This is a genomic window from Achromobacter veterisilvae (assembly GCF_037619525.1).
Lineage (GTDB): Bacteria > Pseudomonadota > Gammaproteobacteria > Burkholderiales > Burkholderiaceae_B > Achromobacter > Achromobacter veterisilvae.
In genome coordinates, this window is record NZ_CP148753.1 from 514,982 (window position 1) to 533,615 (window position 18,634).

The 18,634-nt window shown below is 67.5% G+C and carries 20 protein-coding genes; 9 read left to right on the forward strand and 11 right to left on the reverse strand.

Going from position 1 to position 18,634, the window contains the following annotated elements:
- Positions 1-50 precede the first annotated feature (50 nt).
- The 7 genes from WHX56_RS02345 to WHX56_RS02375 form a co-directional block, all read right to left on the reverse strand.
- Entirely contained in the window at positions 51-1,196 is a 1,146-nt protein-coding gene (locus WHX56_RS02345) for a hypothetical protein (protein ID WP_338880199.1), read from the reverse strand.
- Complete coding sequence (locus WHX56_RS02350; protein ID WP_338880200.1) at positions 1,193-2,332, reverse strand: hypothetical protein; 1,140 nt, start codon at positions 2,330-2,332, stop codon at positions 1,193-1,195. The genes WHX56_RS02345 and WHX56_RS02350 overlap by 4 nt, the downstream gene beginning before the upstream one ends.
- A 15-nt stretch (positions 2,333-2,347) precedes the next feature.
- Positions 2,348-2,692: a ligand-binding protein SH3 gene (locus tag WHX56_RS02355; protein ID WP_338880201.1), complete on the reverse strand. Its 345-nt coding sequence runs from the start codon at positions 2,690-2,692 to the stop codon at positions 2,348-2,350.
- Entirely contained in the window at positions 2,689-3,570 is an 882-nt protein-coding gene (locus WHX56_RS02360; protein ID WP_208742430.1) for a decaprenyl-phosphate phosphoribosyltransferase, read from the reverse strand. The genes WHX56_RS02355 and WHX56_RS02360 overlap by 4 nt, the downstream gene beginning before the upstream one ends.
- Positions 3,567-4,190 (reverse strand): HAD family hydrolase, encoded by a 624-nt coding sequence (locus tag WHX56_RS02365; RefSeq protein WP_338880203.1) that lies wholly within the window; start codon positions 4,188-4,190, stop codon positions 3,567-3,569. Before WHX56_RS02365 ends, WHX56_RS02360 begins: the two co-directional genes overlap by 4 nt.
- 260 nt (positions 4,191-4,450) lie before the next feature.
- Positions 4,451-5,392: an NAD(P)-dependent oxidoreductase gene (locus WHX56_RS02370; protein ID WP_338880205.1), complete on the reverse strand. Its 942-nt coding sequence runs from the start codon at positions 5,390-5,392 to the stop codon at positions 4,451-4,453.
- Entirely contained in the window at positions 5,389-5,802 is a 414-nt protein-coding gene (locus WHX56_RS02375; RefSeq protein WP_129244022.1) for a carboxymuconolactone decarboxylase family protein, read from the reverse strand. Before WHX56_RS02375 ends, WHX56_RS02370 begins: the two co-directional genes overlap by 4 nt.
- Positions 5,803-6,007: 205 nt before the next feature.
- Here WHX56_RS02375 and WHX56_RS02380 point away from each other — a divergent pair, with 205 nt between their 5' ends.
- The 9 genes from WHX56_RS02380 to WHX56_RS02420 all read left to right on the forward strand — a co-directional run bounded on the left by WHX56_RS02380 (position 6,008) and on the right by WHX56_RS02420 (position 13,803).
- Positions 6,008-7,225, forward strand: a complete 1,218-nt coding sequence (locus WHX56_RS02380; protein ID WP_129244025.1) for an ABC transporter substrate-binding protein — start codon at positions 6,008-6,010, stop codon at positions 7,223-7,225.
- Between the two features lie 22 nt (positions 7,226-7,247).
- A complete protein-coding gene (locus WHX56_RS02385) occupies positions 7,248-8,108 on the forward strand; it encodes a branched-chain amino acid ABC transporter permease (protein WP_338880208.1) in 861 nt (286 codons plus the stop codon).
- Positions 8,108-9,082 carry a branched-chain amino acid ABC transporter permease gene (locus WHX56_RS02390; RefSeq protein ID WP_338880210.1) on the forward strand — a complete coding sequence of 325 codons (975 nt, stop codon included), beginning with the start codon at positions 8,108-8,110 and terminating at the stop codon, positions 9,080-9,082. Before WHX56_RS02385 ends, WHX56_RS02390 begins: the two co-directional genes overlap by 1 nt.
- Entirely contained in the window at positions 9,075-9,815 is a 741-nt protein-coding gene (locus WHX56_RS02395) for an ABC transporter ATP-binding protein (protein WP_129244034.1), read from the forward strand. Before WHX56_RS02390 ends, WHX56_RS02395 begins: the two co-directional genes overlap by 8 nt.
- A complete protein-coding gene (locus WHX56_RS02400) occupies positions 9,812-10,525 on the forward strand; it encodes an ABC transporter ATP-binding protein (RefSeq protein ID WP_338880212.1) in 714 nt (237 codons plus the stop codon). The genes WHX56_RS02395 and WHX56_RS02400 overlap by 4 nt, the downstream gene beginning before the upstream one ends.
- A 117-nt stretch (positions 10,526-10,642) precedes the next feature.
- A complete protein-coding gene (locus WHX56_RS02405; RefSeq protein ID WP_129244040.1) occupies positions 10,643-11,386 on the forward strand; it encodes a GntR family transcriptional regulator in 744 nt (247 codons plus the stop codon).
- Positions 11,331-12,563 carry an alpha/beta hydrolase gene (locus tag WHX56_RS02410; protein WP_338880214.1) on the forward strand — a complete coding sequence of 411 codons (1,233 nt, stop codon included), beginning with the start codon at positions 11,331-11,333 and terminating at the stop codon, positions 12,561-12,563. The genes WHX56_RS02405 and WHX56_RS02410 overlap by 56 nt, the downstream gene beginning before the upstream one ends.
- The gene (locus WHX56_RS02415; RefSeq protein ID WP_338880216.1) at positions 12,560-13,357 is read left to right on the forward strand and encodes an N-acyl homoserine lactonase family protein; all 798 of its coding nucleotides are present in this window, start codon (positions 12,560-12,562) and stop codon (positions 13,355-13,357) included. The genes WHX56_RS02410 and WHX56_RS02415 overlap by 4 nt, the downstream gene beginning before the upstream one ends.
- Positions 13,358-13,413: 56 nt before the next feature.
- Positions 13,414-13,803 carry a SecDF P1 head subdomain-containing protein gene (locus tag WHX56_RS02420; RefSeq protein WP_287755563.1) on the forward strand — a complete coding sequence of 130 codons (390 nt, stop codon included), beginning with the start codon at positions 13,414-13,416 and terminating at the stop codon, positions 13,801-13,803.
- 10 nt (positions 13,804-13,813) lie between these two features.
- Here WHX56_RS02420 and WHX56_RS02425 read toward each other — a convergent pair whose 3' ends face one another.
- From WHX56_RS02425 to WHX56_RS02440, 4 genes are all read right to left on the reverse strand, one after another.
- A complete protein-coding gene (locus WHX56_RS02425) occupies positions 13,814-15,688 on the reverse strand; it encodes a sensor histidine kinase (protein ID WP_338880218.1) in 1,875 nt (624 codons plus the stop codon).
- Positions 15,685-16,368, reverse strand: a complete 684-nt coding sequence (locus tag WHX56_RS02430) for a LuxR C-terminal-related transcriptional regulator (protein ID WP_129244055.1) — start codon at positions 16,366-16,368, stop codon at positions 15,685-15,687. Before WHX56_RS02430 ends, WHX56_RS02425 begins: the two co-directional genes overlap by 4 nt.
- Positions 16,369-16,590: 222 nt before the next feature.
- Positions 16,591-17,373 (reverse strand): enoyl-CoA hydratase/isomerase family protein, encoded by a 783-nt coding sequence (locus tag WHX56_RS02435; protein ID WP_338880220.1) that lies wholly within the window; start codon positions 17,371-17,373, stop codon positions 16,591-16,593.
- A gap of 25 nt (positions 17,374-17,398) precedes the next feature.
- Positions 17,399-18,631, reverse strand: coding sequence for a CaiB/BaiF CoA-transferase family protein (locus tag WHX56_RS02440; RefSeq protein ID WP_338880222.1), 1,233 nt, complete (start codon positions 18,629-18,631; stop codon positions 17,399-17,401).
- Positions 18,632-18,634 lie beyond the last annotated feature (3 nt).

Below are 18,634 nucleotides of genomic sequence, written 5' to 3' on the forward strand. Positions count from 1 at the left end.
ACGCAAAAGTACCGGGTAAACCCGGTACCGGCATGACAAGGAAGGCCCGCTCAGGCGCTCTCGCCGCCCTCTGGAGACGGTGCGGCGGCATTCATCCAGACCATCATGGCCATCGCCAGCAGGCCCAGCAGCGAGGGATAGAGCATGCTGAGGTTGCGCGCTTCTCCCGCCGCGGCGAACAACAGGAACAGCGGCACATTGATGGCAAGCGCCACCCAGACATGCTGGCGGAATGCGGCCGGCAAGCGCCCCCAGCCGATTGCCGCCGCGCCGGCGATCATCAGCAGCATCACGGCGCTCAAGCCTTTGGGCAGCGCCACGCCGTAGGTGCCTTCGGTGCGGAACCAATTCCCCGGATCGAGGAAATAGAACAGGTTCGCGCCGGGCTGAAAGCTGACCGTGCCGCCGGGATTGCCCGCGTAGCGGATCCTCAGCGCAAGATAGACGCAGCCGCAGACGAACATCAACAGGCCCACGACGCCCGCGGCCCGCAGCCGCGGCAGGCTGAGCCTGAGCAAGGGATACAGCGTCGCCACGAAGAAAAAGAACGCTTCCTTATTCCACGTCGCGGCCGCGGAAACCAGCGCCAGCAGGCCCAGGCGCGCCGCGGCGCGCGCCGGGGATTCGGGAGCAACGCGCCAGGCCAGCAGTATTGCGCACGTCATGAACAGGACTTCGAAGAAGTCGTAGAAGAAGCCGCCTTCGGTCAGGAAGAATGGCAGCAGCAGCGCGACGGCCAGGGGCGCGACGGTGGCCGCCGGCGCACTGGCGCCCATCCGCAGGCAAAGCGCGCGCATCGCGAACATCGACGCAAGCAGGGCCAGGAAGGTCAGGTAGTAGACGATGTGATAACGCAGCGTGACGGAACGCAGCATCGCCTCGGACTCCGGATAGCGCATGGCCAGGCCCGACCGGCTGTTCACCCGGCGCGGCTCCGACAGACGTTCGGATATCCGCTCCACGGCGCTTGCCGGCAGCAGCGCCTGGATGCCGTTGGCGACCGCGGGCACGAGCTGCCGATAGACATAGGGCCGATATGCCGTGCCGTCCACCATCGACGCGAGTGAATGCGGAGCATGGCCATCGTTGAGCCGCCATTTCGCGTAAAAGCCATTGAACGCGGCGGCGGCCACGATCACGTAGAACAAGGCTAGCAGGAAGCGGCGGTAGATCGCGGAATTGAAGAAACGCATCATCGGGCGTGTGCCATGGTGTGTGGGGGGCGGTCGGTTTCACGCTTCATCCAGCGGGTCAGCGAAAGCGCCATCAGGCACATCAGCGCGGGATAAAGCATGCTCAGGTTGCGCATTTCGCCAGGCGAGCAGAACAGCAGGAACAGCGGCAGGTTTATGGACAGGGCCATCAGCGCATGCCGGCGCATGGCCTGCGGCAGGCTCGCCCAGCCGCTGACGGCAATGCCCGCGAACGCCAGCAGGCTGATGACGCCAAAACCGCGCGGCAGCAGCACGCCATAGGTGCTCTCCGTGCGCAGCCAGTTTCCCGGGTCGGCGTAGAAACGCAGGTTGTCCCACAACTGATAGTCCACGGTCGAACCCGGATTCCCCGCGTACCGCATGCGCAGCGCCAGATACACGCAGCCGCATACGAACAGCAGGGCCGCCACCATCGCGGCGGCCTGCGCGCGCGGCAGATTGCGGCGCAAGAGCGGATACAGGGCAGGCGTGAAAAAGAAGAAGGCCTCCTTGTTCCAGGCCGCCATGCCTGCCAGCGCCAGCAAGGCGAGCAGGCGCAGCGGCGTGCCGCGCGACGCTCCCAGCGCCAGCAGCACGGCGCCCATCATGAAGAGCAATTCGAAGAAATCGTAGAAGTATCCGCCCTCGGTCAGGAAGAACGGCAGCAGCAATGCGGTGACGGCCGGCGCCATCGTCGCGGCCGCCGCGTCCGCGCCCGCTTCCAGGCACACGCGCCGCATGACGAACAGCGCCGCCAGCAGCGCGAAGAACGTCAGGTAATAGACGAGGTGATAGCGCAGGGTGAAGTCCGGCATCAGCGCTTCCGATTCCGGGTAGCGCATCGCCAGCCCCGAGCGGCTGTTCAGCCTGCGAGGTTCCGCCAGGCGTTCGGAGATGCGCGCCACGGCCGCCTGCGGCAGCATGCCCTGGATGCCGTTGGCCAGCGCGGGCACGAACTGCCGGTACACGTAGGGACGATAGGCCGTCCCTTCCACCATCTGCGACAGGCCCAATGCCGGATGGCCGTCGTTGAGCCGCCATTTTGCGTAGAAGCCATGGATGACGGCGGCCGCAATGACGACATAGGCACAGGACAACAGGAACCAGCGGTAGGCCGGGTTATCGAAGAATCGTCTCATGGGATGCTCATGGGCCTATTTCGATATCAGGAAAACGCCGACTGCGATAAAGGCGGCTCCCGCCATGCGCATGGCGGAAATGGACTCGGCGCCGGACAGCAGCCCATAGCCGAAGACGCCCGCGATGGCGAAGGCGACCATCAGCGGATAGGCCAGGGTCAGGTCCAGTTGCCGCAGCGCCAGCGCGTAGAAGCCAAAACCCAGCCCGTAGGCGCCGACCGCCATCAGATACGGCAGCGCTTGCGTCAGGAGCGGCGCCGGCAATGCCGTCGACGGGCCCGCTCCCGCCGACTTGAGCGCCACGCTGGCGGCCACGCTGCAGGCCCCGCTGAGAATCAGCCACAGATAGGCCATCGTCACGTTCCCACCAGCAAGACCACCACCGCCACCCAGGCCAGCACCGCCACGCGTATCTGGTTGTCGGCCAGCAGATCGCGGCCCGGCTCCTCGCCGGACTCGCCCTTGTACAGCAGGTGCAGGTAGCGGAAAACGCCGAAGGTCACGATGGGCAGGGTAAGGACGAGATGTTCGGTGCCATGGAGCGCCGCGGTCTCGGCGTCCACGGTGTACAGACCGTAGGTGAGCAGGCTTGCGCTGGCGGTGATGGCCACCAGGTTGTCCAGCAGCGGCGCGCTGTAGTGGCGCAGCACGATGCGCGTGCTGCCCTGCATGGCGAGCCCGCCGGCGGGCATGGCGACGATCTCGGCGCGCCGCTTGGCGAAGCCCAGGAACAGGGTCAGCATGAAGCTGCACAACAGCATCCAGCGGGACGGCGTGATGCCTACCGCATAGGTGCCGCAAGCCAGCCGCAGCATGAAGCCGGCGGCGATGCAGAACACATCGACCAGCACCTTGTGCTTCAGGCGCAGCGTATAGGCGATGTTCAGGACCAGATAGCCCGCCACCACCAGCGCCACCGGCCATTGTCCACAGGCCAATGGAAGCCCCAGGGCGCCGCAGAACAGAACCGCGATCAGCACGCGCGCCTCCCGCAGGCCGACCCGGCCGCTGGCGATGGCGCGATGGCGCTTCTTGGGATGGGCCGCGTCGGCGGCCCGGTCGTGGTAGTCGTTCAGCACGTAGACCGCGCTGGATGCCAGGCAGAACGACAGGAACCCCACGGCCACGCCGAATACCAGGTCCGGGTCCGCCCAGCCGTGGCTGAAGATCAGCCCGATCAGCACGAAACCATTCTTCAGCCACTGCTGTGGGCGCAGCAGCGAAATGACGGCGCTCATGGCTTGACCGCCTGGCCGCGATACCACGCATGCTGGGCGGCGTCGATCATCCATTGGTCGCCGCGGCTGTCGCCATAGGCATAGAGTTCATACTGCTGCCGCGGGCCGAAGCGCTCGGTCAGCCGGCGCATCTTTTCGGGTCCCCAGCAGTTCGGCCCGTCGAAGTCGCCGGTCAGCCTTCCTTGCCCGTCGGTCGCCATCCGGGTACAGATCAGGTCGTCGAAGCCCAGATGCCGCGAGGCCTCTTGCAGATAGACGTCCGGCGATGCGCTCACCAGGACGCAATGGTCGCCGCGCTGCTGGTGCCAGCGCAGCCGCTCGACCAGCGCGCGGCGCAAGGGAATGGCGGGCACCCAGGCACGCGCGATGCGAGCCAGTTCGGTGCGGGAATGGCCTTTCAGCGCCGCTCTGCAAAGCGCCGCCTTGGCATATTCGTTGCTGCGCATGCGCACCGCAAACCCGGCCAACGCCGGCGCGGCCAGCACGAACGCGCCAAGCAGCCTGGCCCATGAAAGATGAGCCAGAAAAGGAACGAAGGTGTCACGTTGCGTCAGCGTGCCGTCGAAGTCGAAGGCCGCGATCACGCGCAAAGGAGGGGGAAACCGCGATTGTGAAGGCATGCTGCGTCGATACTGCGTCCGGCCGCGCCGGACTGCCGCAGACTATGCCGGAGAAAGGCCTGCGTTTGGGACGCAGGCGCGCATTATCGGACGTTGGCTTATCTACGGAGGGGAGTCCTGCGGACCGGGTTCGCTATATGTCAATTATTTTATATTTTGACATATATTGCAAAAATTGACGGCAATCGCGCATTCTTACCTTGCGCGGCGTCAATAAACCGGTGCGGGCGGCGGCCGGACGGCCGCGCCCGGGGGATGCCTCAGTCCTTCTTGGCGCCCAGCTCCACGCCGGCCAATTGCTCGGACAGGCGGGCGACGGCGGTGTGGTCCTGGCCCTTGCCCAGCGTCTTGCCGGCCGAGGCCCACAATTCGCGGCAAAGCGATGCGAACGGGGTGGGCGTGCCGGTATCGGTGGCGATGCCCAGCGCGATGCCCAGGTCCTTGACCATCAAGTCCAGGCCGAAGCCGGAATTGAACTGGCGCGACAGCACGAACTGCTTGAACTTCTTCTGCGTGGAATTGTTCATGCCGGTGGACGCGTTGAGCACGTCCACGATCACGTTTGGGTCCAGGCCGAACTGCTGGCCGATCAGCATGGCCTCGACGCCGATCAGGAAGCCGCCCGCCGACACCAGGTTGTTCAGGGCCTTCATGGCGTGCGCGCTGCCGACCACCCCCACGGGCGTGATCGACGTGCCCATGCAGGACAGGGCCGGGCGCACCCGCTCCAGCGTCTGCGCGGGACCGCCGAACATGATCGCCAATTCGCCGGTGCGCGCGCGGGGAACGCCGCCGGAAACCGGCGCGTCCACCATTTCGCCGCCCGCGGCGGCGACGGCCTGCGCCAGCCGCTGCGTGTGTGCCGGCACGCCGGAGCTCATGTCCACCACGACGCTGCCCGGGCGCAGGCCCGCCAGCACGCCGCGCTCTCCGCCCAGCACCTGTTCGACGATGGCACTGGTGGGCAGCATGGTGAAGATGACGTCGGCCTGGGCCGCCAGTTCGGCGCAGGTGGCGGCGGCCTGCCCGCCCACTTCCTGGGCGAACTTCGCGGCCTGGCCCGGCGCGGCATCGTACACCGTCACCGCGAAGCCGGCCTGCACCAGCCTGGCGGCCATGGGCCAGCCCATGCTGCCGATGCCGATGAGGCCGACGCGTCCTTGCTGCGCGCTCACGGCACTACCTTCGTGCTGCGCACTCATGCTTGCGCCTCCTTGAAGGCGCCCTCTTCTTCCAGCACCTGGTTGGCCACCTTGAACGCGTCCAGGCCCGCGGGGATGCCGCAGTACACCGTGGCCTGGAGCAGGATTTCCTTGATTTCCTCGACGGTCACGCCATTGTTCAGCGCGCCCTTGACGTGCAGCTTGATCTCGGCCGGGCGGTTCAGCGCCGTCAGCATCGCCAGGTTCAGCATGCTGCGGGTCTTCTTTTCCAGCCCGGGCCGGCCCCAGGTGTAGCCCCAGCACCATTCGGTGGTGATGTGCTGGAAGGCCATCATGAATTCGTTGGCGCGGGCGATGGAACCGTCCACGTATTCGGTGCCCAGCACCTCGCGGCGCAGGTTCAGCCCTTGGTCGAACAGGGCCTGGGTTTCGGATTTGATGTCTGCCATGGTTGCTCCTCTACTGTGACGGTGACCGGTGAAAGTCCGGTCGGTTGCCGGCTGGTTTGTCTGATTGTCTGTCAATTTCCGATTGATCGTCAATAGTCGGATTGTCTGACAATATTCTTGACCGATTGAAAGGCAGGAACAATAATTGGCCCAGAGCGCCGGGCTGGCTGCCGAGCGCCATCCTCGAAAAAGCCAGGAGACAACCATGAAGACACCCCAACAGGCCATCCGCCGTGGGCGCAGGGATTTCGTCGCCGGACTCGGCGCCGCCGCCTTGGCGGCGGGTTTGCCCGGCCGCGCGCTGGCCGCGCCGTCCGAAGTCAACGTCGGCGTGATCCTGCCGCTGTCGGGCGCCAACGCCCAATTCGGCATCAACTCGCGCCAGGGGCTGGAACTGGCCGCCGATGAAATCAACGCGGCCGGCGGCATCAAGGCCCTGGGCGGCGCGAAGCTCAAGCTCATCGTCGCGGACGCCACGTCGCAGCCCACCACGGCGGCGACCGTGGCGCAGCGCCTGATCACGCAGAACCGCTGCGTCGCCATCATCGGCGCCTACGCGTCGTCGCTGACCCTGGCGGTATCCGAAGTGACCGAGCGCCGCGGCATTCCGCTATTGACCATGTCGTTCTCGGATGTGCTGACCGAGCGCGGCTTCAAGCACATTTTCCAGGTGGTATCCAAGGGCTCGGTGCTGGGACGCGCGCAGTACGACTACGCCGCCTCGGTCGTGGCCGGCGCCTCGGAGATCAAGAAGATCGCCCTGCTCTATGAAGACACCGCCTACGGCACGTCGCAGGCGGTGGGGGTGCGCAACGCGGCCAAGGCGGCGGGCGCGCAGATCGTGCTGGACGAGGCCTACCCGCTGGGCATCACCGACGTCACGCCCTTGATCAGCAAGCTGCGCGGGTCCGACGCCCAGATCGTCTTTCCCATTTCCTACCTCAACGACAGCCTGCTGATCATCCGCGTCATGCGCCAGCAGCGCCTGACCATGCCCGTCGTGGGCGGCGCGGCCGGCTACGTCATCCCCGACTTCGCGAAGGCGCTGGGCCAGTATTCGCAGGCCGTGCTGTCCATCGCGCCCGCCAACTACGACCAGGCGCCCGAGTACACCGAGCGCTACCGCAAGCGGTTCGGCACGTTCATGCCCCATGAAGCCCTGGAGCACGCCGTGTGCGCCGGCGTGCTGGCGCAGGCCTTGGAAGTCGCGGCCTCGGACAAGCCCGAGGCGGTATCCAAGGCCTTGCGCGCGCAGAAGTACGACCAGGGCTGGGCCGGGGTGATGTCGGGCGGCGGCGTGCATTTCGACGCCAGCGGCCTGAACACCATGGCCCAGCCCATCATGGTCCAGTGGCAGGACAACGAACTGGTGTCGGTCTGGCCGCAGGCCCTGGCCAAGGGCCGCGTCATCAGCGCGGCCTGAGCGCGGCGCGCGGAGAGCGATCATGCAATTCTTGCAGGCCCTGGTGGACGGCATCCTGCTGGGCGGCGTCTACGCGGTCATCTCGATCGGGCTGACGCTGGTCTTCGGGGTGGTGTCCATCATCAACTTCGCCCAGGCCGAGTTCCTGATGGTGGGCATGTTCGTGGCGTATTTCGCCTGGAAACTGCTCGGGCTCGATCCCCTGCTGGGATCGCTGCTGTCGTTCGCCGTCGCCTTCGTGCTGGGCGTGCTGACGCAGAAGTACCTGATCGACCGGGTACTGAAAGCGCCGGCGGTCGCCCAGATCTTTCTGACGGTGGGCCTGCTCATCGTCATGGAAAACCTGGCGCTGATCCTGTTCGGATCGGAGTTCCGCTCGGTGCAGACGCCGTACCAGATGACCGCGCTGGCGGTCGGCCCGATCCTGCTCAGCGCGCCCTATCTGCTGGCTTTCACGGTGGCGTCGGTGGCGGGCCTGTCCCTGTGGTGGGTCTTGAAGAAAACCTGGTGGGGCATGGCGGTGCGCGCCACCGCCCAGGACCCCATGGCCGCCCGGCTGTCCGGCATTTCCACGCACCGGGTGCACCAGTTGGCGTTCGGCCTGGGCGTGGGCATGACGGCCCTGGGCGGCGGGATCATCCTGCCCTACCTGACCGCCTCCACCACGGTCGGCGCCCAGTTCAGCGTGCTGATGTTCACCGCCGTGGTGCTGGGCGGCCTGGGCAGCGTGATCGGGGCGGTGGTGGGCGGCGTGGCGGTCGGCGTCATCCAGTCCCTGTCGTCGCTGGTGCTGCCCATGCAGCTACAGAACCTGGTGCTCTTCGCGATCTTCATCCTGGTCCTGGCCGTGCGTCCGGAAGGTCTACTGAAAAGGGCGGGCTGATGACTCCGAACCGACAACTCGTGCAATGGGCGCTGGTCCTGGCGGCCGCGCTCGGCGCGCCCTGGCTGATGGAAGACCAGGGCTACGGCATCCGCGTCATGACGCTGGTGCTGCTGTTCGCCGCCATGGGCCAGTCCTGGAACATCGTGGGCGGACTGGCCAACCAGATCTCGCTGGGACACGCGGCTTTCTTCGGCCTGGGCGCCTATACCTCCACGCTGCTGCTCATGCGCTACGGCATTTCCCCGTGGCTGGGCATCGTCGCCGCCATGGCGGTCGCCGCGCTGGCGGGCGCGCTGCTCAGCCTGCCGACCATGCGCCTGCGCGGCCACTATTTCGCGCTGGCCACGCTGGCCTTCGGCGAAGTGCTGCGCGCCATCGCCAACACCTGGGCGTCCGTCACGGGAGGCCCGGTGGGCGTGTCGATCCCGTTCTCGGAAGGCCTGGCCCAGATGCAGTTCAAGTCCAGCATCCCCTACTACTACCTGATGCTGGGCGCCGCGCTGGTCACGTCCGTCGTATTCGCCCTCATCAGCCATTCGCGCCTGGGCTACCGCCTGCGCGCGGTCAAGGCCAATCCGCAGGCCGCCGAGGTCATCGGCGTGAACACCGCCCGGACCCGCATCCTGGCGGCGGTCATCTCCGCAGTCCTCATGGGCGCCTGCGGCACGCTCTACGCGCAGTTCATCTACTTCTTCGATCCGGACACGGTGTTCTCGCTGGTCGGCATTTCCGTGCGCGTCGCGCTCATCTGCATCATCGGCGGCGTGGGCACCGTGGCGGGTCCGCTGATCGGCGCCGCGGTGATCATCCCGCTGGAAGAGGTCTTCAACGATTGGCTGTCCGGGCACACGGCCGGCGTATCGCAACTGGCCTTCGGCCTGATCCTCATCGCCATCATCCTGGTCGAGCCCCGGGGCCTGTCGGCGCTCTGGGCCCGGCTGCGGAACCTCGCGGGGAGGCAGCATGCCTGACATCCTCAAGGTCTCCCGCGTCCAGCGCCGCTTCGGCGGCCTGAAAGCCGTGGACGACGTGTCGTTCGACGTGGCGAAGGGGGACATCCTGGGCCTCATCGGCCCCAACGGCGCCGGCAAGACGACTCTGTTCAACCTGCTCGTCGGCCTGTACCGCGGCAACGGCGGGCGCATCGAACTGGACGGCCACGATATCACCGGCCTGCGTCCCCACCAGATCGCGGCGCGCGGCATGACCAAGACCTTCCAGAACGTGGCGCTGTTTCCCGAAATGACGGTGCTGGACAACGTGCTGGTCGGCGGGCTGCTGCGCCACGGCGTGGACCGCGCCCGCCAGGTGGCGCGCGACAACCTCGACCGCGTCGGCCTGTCCGCCATCGCGCGCAAGCCGGCGGGCGAACTGTCGTTTCCGGAACAGGCGCGGGTGGAACTCGCCCGCGCCCTGTGCACGGATCCCAAGGTGTTTCTGCTGGACGAGGTCATGGCGGCGCTGAACGAATCCGAAATGGACGCCATGCTGGACCTGATCCGTACGCTGCGCGACGAATCCGGCATCACGTTCATCGTGGTGGAACACCATATGCGCGCCATCATGCGGCTGTGCAACCGGATCCTGGTGCTGTCGTTCGGCCAGAAGATCGCCGAAGGCAGCCCCGCCGAAATCGCCTCCGATCCGACCGTGATCGAAGTCTATCTGGGCAAATCGCTGGAACAGGCGGAGGCGCTGGCATGAGTCTTTTGCAAATCGACGCGCTGACCGCCTCGTACGACCGCAGCCCGGTCCTGCGCGACGTATCGCTGACCGTGCCGGAAGGCGGGTTCATCGCCGTCGTCGGCGCCAATACGGCCGGCAAGAGCACCTTGTTGCGCTGCATATCCGGGCTGCTGGACAGGACGAGCGGCAGCGTGAAGTTCGACGGCCGGGAAATCCTGCGCCTGCCCCCGCACCGCATCCCGGAGCTGGGCATCGCCCACGTCCCCGAAGGCCGGCACGTATTCCCGGAAATGACCGTCGAGGAAAACCTCTATCTGGGCGGCTACACCCGCCGCCGGGACACCGCGGCGGTCAAGCGCGACTGCGACGAGATCTATGCCCTGTTTCCCCGCTTGCAGGAGCGCCGCCGGCAACTGGCGGGCACGCTGTCCGGCGGCGAACAGCAGATGGTCGCGTTCGGGCGGGCGCTGATGCTCAAGCCCCGGCTGCTGCTGCTGGACGAACCCAGCCACGGCCTCGCGCCCAAGATCGTCGAGGAAATGCACCAGGCCATGGTGGACATCCACCGCAGCGGCCTGACGATCCTGCTGGTGGAGCAGAACACCCGCCTGGCGCTGTCGGTCGCCCAGCACGCCTACGTGCTGCAATCCGGCTCCATGGTGCTTTCCGGCCCCAGCAACGCCCTGCTGGAAGACAGCCGGGTGCGCGCCGCCTATCTGGGACTGTAGCCATGGCCGGCCGACGGGATATATTGCGTCTTTACGTCGACACGGCGGTTCGCGGCGGCATGGCCCAAGGCCTGCGCCGCCGCTGGAACCCGCCGCCAGGATAAAGAAGAGACTGCTATGGCCACCCCCACCGGCGCGATATTCGAAAAACCCGCTACCCTGCGCACCCGCGTGGAGGAATTCCTGCGCGCGTCCATCATGGACGGGCGGATCAAAGGCGGGGAACGCCTGCGCGAACTCGAACTGTGCGAACAGCTTGGCATCAGCCGCAGCACCCTGCGCGAAGCGCTGCGCACACTGGAAGCCGAACGCCTGATTTCCATCGAGCCGCACCGCGGCCCCACCGTCGTGCGCATCACCGAAAAGGCCGCGCGCGACCTCTATGCCCTGCGCGCCCTGCTGGAAGGCTACGCCGCGCACGAATTCGCCCGGCTGGCCGGCGACGCGGACATCGAGCGCCTGCGCAAGGCGGTGGATGCGCTGCACCGCCAGGGCAAGGGCAGCAACAAGTCGGCCCTGCTGGCGGCCAAGCGCGATTTCTATGACGTGCTGCTGGGCGGCTGCGACAACGACCTGGTCAAGGACATGCTCCCCGGGCTGCTGTCGCGCATCAATCTGCTGCGGGCCACGTCCTTCGCGCGCGCCGACCGGCTTCCGGAAAGCCTGGCCGAAATCGACCACCTGTTCGAACGCATCCGCGCCCGCGACCCGCAGGGCGCGCAGGAAGCGGCCCGAAGCCACATCGTGAACGCCGAACGCACCGCGCTCGAAGTGCTCCGGCGCCAACAAGAGGAGACCCAGCCAAGTGAAGGCGATCGTCCAAGAACTGAGGGCCGGGGCAGCGCTGGCCCAGCAGGATAAGGAATTCCTCTCCGCCGCCCGGGGCCTGCCGTGCGCCATCTGGCTGCAGGCGGGCACCGGACCCGGCGAAAAAATAACCGTCTGGGCCGGCCAGCCCGCCGGCCCCTCGCAGTGCATCGTCGTCAGCGCGCCCGCGGACGTCTGGCAAAAAATGCTCGGCGCCGAGCCTCCTCCGGGCTACCACTCCTTCACCGCCGCGCGCCGGCACGCGCCAGGCCTGCGCGTCACGGGCGACACGCTCGCCATTGCCCAGGCCCTGCATCCGCTGGAACGGCTGTTCGAAATCCTGCGCGGCCAGGTGGATGCCGCCCCCGCCCTGCTGGACCGGAGCGCGATTTCCGGGCACTACGCCACGATCGACATCGGCGGCGAACCGGCCTGCATCCACTATGAAACCAGCGGCATCGAATCCGGCCCGCCGCTGTTGATGCTGCACACGGCCGGCGCGGACTCCCGCCAATACCACGCCTTGATGGCCGACCCCGGCTTGAGGCGGCAATGGCGCATGATCGCCTTCGACATGCCCGGCCACGGCCGCAGCATGCCCTTGCCCGGACAGGCCTGGACCGAAGACGGCCTGACCCTGGACGCCTATCTGCAGGCCTGCCTGTCGGTCATCCGCCAGGTGGCGCGCGCGCCCGCCGTGCTGCTGGGCTGTTCGATGGGCGCGGCGATGGCGCTCGTCGCCGCCAGGCGCAGCCCCGCCGACGTGGCCGGCGTCGTCGCGCTGGAAGCCCCCTGGAAAGCCAGCGGGCGGCGCACGCCCATGCTGTGCCATCCCCAGGTGAACCAGGCCGCGCACAATCCCGCCTACGTGCGCGGGCTGATGGCCCCATCCACCCCGCTCGACGCCCGGCGCGACGCGGCCTGGATCTATTCGCAGGGCGGCTTCAACGTGTACGCCAACGACCTTTGGTTCTACAGCGAAGACTTCGACGCCGCCGCGCACGTCGCGGGACTGAATATGGACACCTTTGGCGTCTCGCTGCTGACGGGCGCCTATGACTACTCGGCCACTCCCGAGGATTCGCGCCGGGTCGCCGCGCTGATACCCGGCGCGCGCTTCGGCGTGATGCCCGAGCTGGGCCACTTTCCCATGGTCGAAAACCCGCGGCGGCTGCTGGACTATCTGCGGCCCGAACTGGAACACCTCCGCGCAACGAGGGGAATCGCATGACACTGCCGAACTACGAAGTCTATGCCCTGCGCTATGCGACGGTCGCGCGCAGGCGGACCCAGAACTTCATCGCCCCCCCGGATCCGCACGACGGCCCCATGCCCATGGATTATTTCGTCTGGGTCATCCGCAACGGCAGCCGCGTCCATCTCGTCGACACCGGTTTCAACGCCGCGGCGGCCCAGGCGCGCGGCCGCGAATTCCTGCGCTGCCCGATCGAGTCGCTGGGAAAGCTGGGCATCTCGCCCGCCGACGTCCAGGACGTCATCGTCACGCACCTGCACTATGACCACGCGGGCAATATCCGCAAACTGCCCAACGCCCGCCTGCACCTGCAGGAAAGCGAACTGCACTACGCCTGCGGCTGCAACATGCGCTTCGACATGCTGCGCCACGCCTATGCGGTCGAGGACGTGGTCGACGTGGTGCGAGGCGTCTACGACAAGCGCGTGGCCTTCTACCACGGCCACGACGAAATCGCGCCGGGCCTGCAACTGCTGCATATCGGCGGCCACACGCAGGGGCTGCAGGCGGTGCGCGTGCACACCGCGCGCGGCTGGATGGTGCTGGCGTCGGACGCCAGCCATTATTACGACAACATGGGCCTGCAAGCGCCGTTTCCCATCGTCCACAACGTGGCCGACATGCTGGCGGGCTACGACACCCTGCTGAAATTCGCGGAATCCCCCGAGCACATCGTGCCGGGGCACGATCCCCTGGTCAGGACGCGCTATCCGGGCCTGGATGGGAAAGATACGGAGGTGGTGGCGCTGCACCTGGGCGACGGACGCTGAGCACGGACGCGGCATCGGCTAGGATTGAGGCATCCGCCCGCCAGAAGGAGATTTCCATGCCCGCCATCCGCCCCTTTCTCCGCGCCGCCGCGCTGGCGGCGCTCCTGCCCTGCGCGGCGCAGGCCGAAACCGTCGTCCTGCATGCGGAACGGGCCACGGCCGGCGCCGACCCGGACACCTCGGCCAGGACGGTGGACATCGAACTGAAACCCGAAAGCCGCAAGGCCCTGGCCGACTTCACCCGGGAACGCGTCGGCAAACGCATCCAGTTGCGCTCGGGCGGCGTGCTGCTGTCCTCGGCCACCCTCATGGGCCCGCTGGAAAGCGACAGCTTTCGGATCACCGCGGGCGTGCATGGCTTCGAGGGCAAGTCCGCCGAAGAGATCGCCCAGCGCGTCATGCAGACCGGCGGGCTGACGGTGGACGACGAGAACGCGGCGCAGTAGCCGCGCCGCCTCAGCCCAGGGGCGGACGCAGTTCCAGCGTGGCGATCAGCACGGTCTGGCCGGGCCGGGACGCCACGTCCAGCCTGCCCCCCACCCGCGCGATGCGCGTATGCATGCTGCGCATGCCCACGCTGATGCCCGCCCGCAGCACCGCGGCCACGTCGAAACCGGCGCCGTCGTCCTCGATCCGCAGTTCCAGGCGGCCGGATTCGGGCTGGAGCAGTTCCAGCTCCACGCGCCGGGCGCGGCTGTGCTTCAGCACGTTCACCAGCGATTCTTCCACCAGGCGGGTCAGCGCCATGCATTGCAGGGCGCTGGGCGGCGTGCGCCATTGCTCGGGGAACCGCCAGCCGGCGCCGATGCCCAGCTCGTCGAACAACTGCATGAACCGGTGCCGCAATGGCGCGATCCACTCGCGGGGCGTGGCCGGCACCTTGATGCCGGCGCTGGAACCGCTGTCGATGGTCTGGCGCAGGTCGTCGCGCAGAAGCTTGAGCATGGACAGGAACTGCTGGCGGGGCACCGGCGCGCTGGCCTGCTCGACCATGGCCATCATGCGTACCAGCGAACCGCCCAGCCCGTCGTGCAGGTCGTGGGCGATCTGCAAGCGGTCCTGCAGCCGGGCGTTGGCCAGCGCCAGCGTGTGCTCGCGCTCCAGGGTCGTGGCCAGTTCGGTGCGCGCCTGCTCGATGCCGTCGGCCAGTTCCTGGTTGAAGCGTTCGATGCGCCGCACGCTGCGGGCGTGGCGCAAGCCCAGCACGGCGGACATGCACAGCGTGACCACGACGCTGGTGAAGGGCGTATAGGTGTTCCCGCTGTCGATGAGCTTCAGCATGCGCAGCAGGTCATGGGCGCTGGCGCCGAAGAAGATCAACAGGCACGCGGCCATCATGCCGTGTTCGGGGCGGCGGGTGCGCCAGGCATGGACCGGGAACTGCAGGCAGTTGATGAAAAAAATGGCGGATACGATCAGCACCACCGCCAGTTGCGCCTCGGGCAATTGCGCCTGCGGCGTGAAGGCCATCACGGCCAGAAGCGCCGCCGACAGCATCCACAGCGCCTTTTCGGCGCGCGGCAGGGACTGCCCGCCGAAGCGCCACGTGAAGATGCAGAAGCAGGCCACGTACAGCACCAGGGCCATGATATTGGCCCGCGCCGCGGTCACGCTGTCGGGGAAGGGCCACGGGCTGGTGACCAGCACGTTGGCGATGAACATCACCCAGAAGAGCGCCATGAGCGCATACCAGCCGTAGGTGCGCTGTTCGCGGCGCATCAGCCAGATGCAGAAGCACAGCCCGCCCATGACGGCCGACACGATCAGGTTGAGCGTGAATAGGCTGCGGTGGCTCCACCACAGGTCCTCGTACCGCCGCAGGATGGAAGCCGGGTCGCCGAGGTAGACCGGGCCCAGGCCCGGAGACTGCCCCGCGACGCCGACCACCCGCACCCACAGCGTGTTCACGCCGTCGCGCAGCAGGGATTGCGGAATGAGCCAGTAGCGCGGCATGTTCCAGCTACGCGACAGCGGCTCGGTCAGTTGCGGGTCGCTCCAGATCCGTTCATCGTTGACGTACACCTCGCCCGCCATGATCACCGACTCGAGCGCCAGCGCCACTTGCCCGGCGCCCGCCACCGGGCAGTGCCGCTGCCAGTCGATCCGGTACCAGGCCGTGCCGCCGTAGCCGGGCCAGCGGGCGCTCCAGTCGTCGGGCAGCGCCGCCGGCTGCCATTGCCCCGGCCCCGGCCGGTTGCCGTCGGCGTCGCCCCTGGCCACCTGGACGGCGAGCACTTGCGCCGTGCACGCGGGTTCGGCTTGCTGCGCCCATGCCGGCGCCAGCCACAGCGCCAGCCACAGCGCCAGCCACAGGACCGCGAGCCACCTCAATCGAGCAAGCCCCGCGTACGGGCGGCGTGTATCGCCCGTGTGCGCGAGGAAACGGCGAGCTTGCGGTAGATGTGCTTGACGTGGCATTCGACGGTATAGCGCGACAGGTACAGTTCCTCGGCGATTTCGCGGTTTCCCAGCCCCTCGGATACCAGGCGAAGGATCTGGCTTTCGCGCGGGCTGAGCGTTTCCCCCGTGGCGCCGTCGGCCGGTTCCGCCTGCCTGGGGCGCAGTTCCTCGATGATGCGCCGGGCGACGAAGGGGTCGATGGGCGCCCCTCCCCGCAACACGCTGCGCAGGGACAGCGACACTTCCAGGTCGTCGCGCTCCTTGAGCACGTACCCCGTGGCTCCGGCGCGCAGCGCGGCAAGAATGGCGTCCTCGGTGCTCCAGGCCGAAATGACGAGAATCGCCAGGCCCGGATCGGCGGCATGCATTTCCGCGATCAGGTCCGTGCCGTTGCCGTCGGGCAGGCCCAGGTCGACCAGCGCCAGGGCGATCGGTTCGGTGGCCAGACAGGCGCGCGCCTGCGCCAGCGTCGAGGCGAACACCAGCGCCTCGGGCGCGTATCCCAGTTGCAGCAGCAAGCCTTCCAGCCGGCGGCAGATCAGGGGTTCGTCCTCCACCAGCAGCACCGGTGCAGGCAGGGTCGACTCGGAAGCAAGCATGTTGACGGTCATAGGAAAAGAGCGAGCGGCATTGCCCAGGCTGAACTGTGAATCAGTCCGAGAACGCCGGGTATCCCTGGAAGTTGGTATTTTCACAGGAATATAGGGCAAGGCCGGCGAAAACCCATACTAAAGTTGGGAAAATCCGGGATTCTCCCATCCCAAAGCAGGATATGCGCTACGCCGTCTTCCCCAGGACGTCCGGCCGAGCCGGCCGCCCCGCCGCCATGCCGCCTAGCTGCCCTTGAATACCGGGGCGCGCTTTTCCAGGAAGGCCTGGCGCGCTTCCTTCGCATCGTCGCTCTTGGCGACCTGCGCCGTCATGTCCTGCTCGTAGCGGTAGCCGTCCCGCAGGCTCATGTCCTCGATCGCGTTGGCGGTCTGGATCATCAACTGCACCGACGTGGGGCTCTTGGCGGCGATCTGGCGCGCGATCTGGCCGGCCTCGTCGAGCAGCCGGTCGCCCGGCACGCAAGCCTCCACCACGCCCAGGCGGTAGAGTTCCTCCGCCGGCACCCGCATGCCGGTCAGCATCATGCGGCGCAGGCGCGAATGCCCGAAGAGGCGCTGCGCGTGCTTGACCCCGCCCAGCAGGCCGACGTCGACTTCCGGCAAGCCCAGGCAGGCGCCCTCGGCCGCCACCAGGATGTCGCAGGAGGCGGCGATGCCCAGGCCCGCGCCCAGCGCCGGGCCGTTCAGGGCGCCGATGACGGGCTTCGGGCACTCGCGGATCGCGTGGAACAGCTCGCGCGTGCGGCGCGAGTGCTGGGGCAGCCCGGCCGGATGGCCGAGCATCTCGGCGCGGCCCTTCAGGTCGGCGCCGGCGCAGAAGACCCGCCCCTGGCCCGTCAGGATGACGCAGCGCACCTCGGGATCCTCGCCGAACATGTCCATGGCCAGCGTCAGGTCCTGCAGCATCCGGGTGTGGACGGCGTTGACCGGCGGATGGTCGAGCCAGACGGTGGCGACGTGGTCCTGCAGCTCGACGCGCAGGCTTTCGAATTGGTAGCGGGACATGGTGTTCCTCGGTTGAAGTCGGATGTCAGATGGCTTGTTCGTTGCGCAGTTCGGCGATGTCCGCGGCCGTCAGGCCCAGCTCGGCCAGGACCTCGTCCGTATGCTGGCCCAGGGTGGGCGGGCCGTCCTCCAGGCGCAGCTCGGTATTGCGGAAGCGGAACGGGCTGCGGACCTGCGGCATCTCCATGCCGTCCGGATGGGGGACCGAAAAGCGCATGCCGCGATGGACGACCTGGGGATCCTCGAAGGCGTCGCCGATGGAGTTGATCGGCGCCGACGGCACGCCTTCGCGCTCCAGCGCCGCCAGCAAGGGCGCCTTGTCGTGCTGGATCAGTTGTTCGTCCAGCCAGGGATCCAGCACCGGCAGGTTGACCACCCGCGCGGCGTTGGTGCTGAAGCGTTCGTCGGCGGCCATGTCGGGGTGGCCGAGCACGCGGCACAGCTTGGCGAACTGCGAATCCGAGCCGATGGCCATGATGATCCGCCCGTCGCGGCATTCGTAGACGCGCTGCGGCTGGATATTGGGATGGCGGTTGCCGCGGCGCGGCGGCACCTTGCCGGTCAACAGGTAGTTCATGGCCTGGTTGGCCAGCAGCGTCACGCCCACGTCCAGCATGGCCATGTCGATATGCTCGCCCTCGCCGCTCACCTCGCGGCGGGCCAGCGCGGCAAGAATGGCGTTGCTGGCGTACAGGCCGGTGATGAGGTCGACCATGGGCACGCCGATCTTCATCGGCCCGCCGCCGGGGCGGTCGTCCGATTCCCCGGTGATGCTCATCAGCCCGCTCATGGCCTGGATCATGAAGTCATAGGCGGGCTGCTGCGCGCGCGGGCCGGTCTGGCCGAATCCCGTGATGGAGCAATAGACCAGCCGCGGGTTCTCGGCCCGCAGTTGTTCATAGCCCAGGCCCAGCCGGTCCAGCGTGCCGACCTTGAAATTCTCCAGCACGACGTCGGCGTCGCGCGCCATCCTGCGGATGAGCGCCTGCCCGCGCGGCGATTTCAGGTTGACCGTGACGGACCGCTTCCCGCGATTGCAGATCAGGTAATAGCCCGATTCGTTCGAGCGCGAGCCGTCGCCGCGCTCCAGGAAGGGCGGCCCCCAGGCGCGCGTGTCGTCGCCGACGCCGGGCTGCTCTATCTTGGTGACGGACGCCCCCAGGTCGGCCAGCGTCTGGCTGGCCCAGGGGCCGGCCAGGACGCGGCTCAGGTCGAGGACGCGGATGTGGGAAAGCGGGTGGGACTGCTGCGATGCCATGAT

What these genes read in the sequence shown, in the direction of transcription:
- WHX56_RS02345 (WP_338880199.1), bottom strand. Translation starts at nt 1,196, where the DNA reads ATGATGCGTTTCTTCAATTCCGCGATCTACCGCCGCTTCCTGCTAGCC.
- WHX56_RS02350 (WP_338880200.1), bottom strand. Translation starts at nt 2,332, where the DNA reads ATGAGACGATTCTTCGATAACCCGGCCTACCGCTGGTTCCTGTTGTCC.
- WHX56_RS02360 (WP_208742430.1), bottom strand. Translation starts at nt 3,570, where the DNA reads ATGAGCGCCGTCATTTCGCTGCTGCGCCCACAGCAGTGGCTGAAGAAT.
- WHX56_RS02365 (WP_338880203.1), bottom strand. Translation starts at nt 4,190, where the DNA reads ATGCCTTCACAATCGCGGTTTCCCCCTCCTTTGCGCGTGATCGCGGCC.
- WHX56_RS02370 (WP_338880205.1), bottom strand. Translation starts at nt 5,392, where the DNA reads ATGAGTGCGCAGCACGAAGGTAGTGCCGTGAGCGCGCAGCAAGGACGC.
- WHX56_RS02375 (WP_129244022.1), bottom strand. Translation starts at nt 5,802, where the DNA reads ATGGCAGACATCAAATCCGAAACCCAGGCCCTGTTCGACCAAGGGCTG.
- WHX56_RS02380 (WP_129244025.1), top strand. Translation starts at nt 6,008, where the DNA reads ATGAAGACACCCCAACAGGCCATCCGCCGTGGGCGCAGGGATTTCGTC.
- WHX56_RS02385 (WP_338880208.1), top strand. Translation starts at nt 7,248, where the DNA reads ATGCAATTCTTGCAGGCCCTGGTGGACGGCATCCTGCTGGGCGGCGTC.
- WHX56_RS02390 (WP_338880210.1), top strand. Translation starts at nt 8,108, where the DNA reads ATGACTCCGAACCGACAACTCGTGCAATGGGCGCTGGTCCTGGCGGCC.
- WHX56_RS02395 (WP_129244034.1), top strand. Translation starts at nt 9,075, where the DNA reads ATGCCTGACATCCTCAAGGTCTCCCGCGTCCAGCGCCGCTTCGGCGGC.
- WHX56_RS02400 (WP_338880212.1), top strand. Translation starts at nt 9,812, where the DNA reads ATGAGTCTTTTGCAAATCGACGCGCTGACCGCCTCGTACGACCGCAGC.
- WHX56_RS02405 (WP_129244040.1), top strand. Translation starts at nt 10,643, where the DNA reads ATGGCCACCCCCACCGGCGCGATATTCGAAAAACCCGCTACCCTGCGC.
- WHX56_RS02415 (WP_338880216.1), top strand. Translation starts at nt 12,560, where the DNA reads ATGACACTGCCGAACTACGAAGTCTATGCCCTGCGCTATGCGACGGTC.
- WHX56_RS02420 (WP_287755563.1), top strand. Translation starts at nt 13,414, where the DNA reads ATGCCCGCCATCCGCCCCTTTCTCCGCGCCGCCGCGCTGGCGGCGCTC.
- WHX56_RS02430 (WP_129244055.1), bottom strand. Translation starts at nt 16,368, where the DNA reads ATGACCGTCAACATGCTTGCTTCCGAGTCGACCCTGCCTGCACCGGTG.
- WHX56_RS02435 (WP_338880220.1), bottom strand. Translation starts at nt 17,373, where the DNA reads ATGTCCCGCTACCAATTCGAAAGCCTGCGCGTCGAGCTGCAGGACCAC.
- WHX56_RS02440 (WP_338880222.1), bottom strand. Translation starts at nt 18,631, where the DNA reads ATGGCATCGCAGCAGTCCCACCCGCTTTCCCACATCCGCGTCCTCGAC.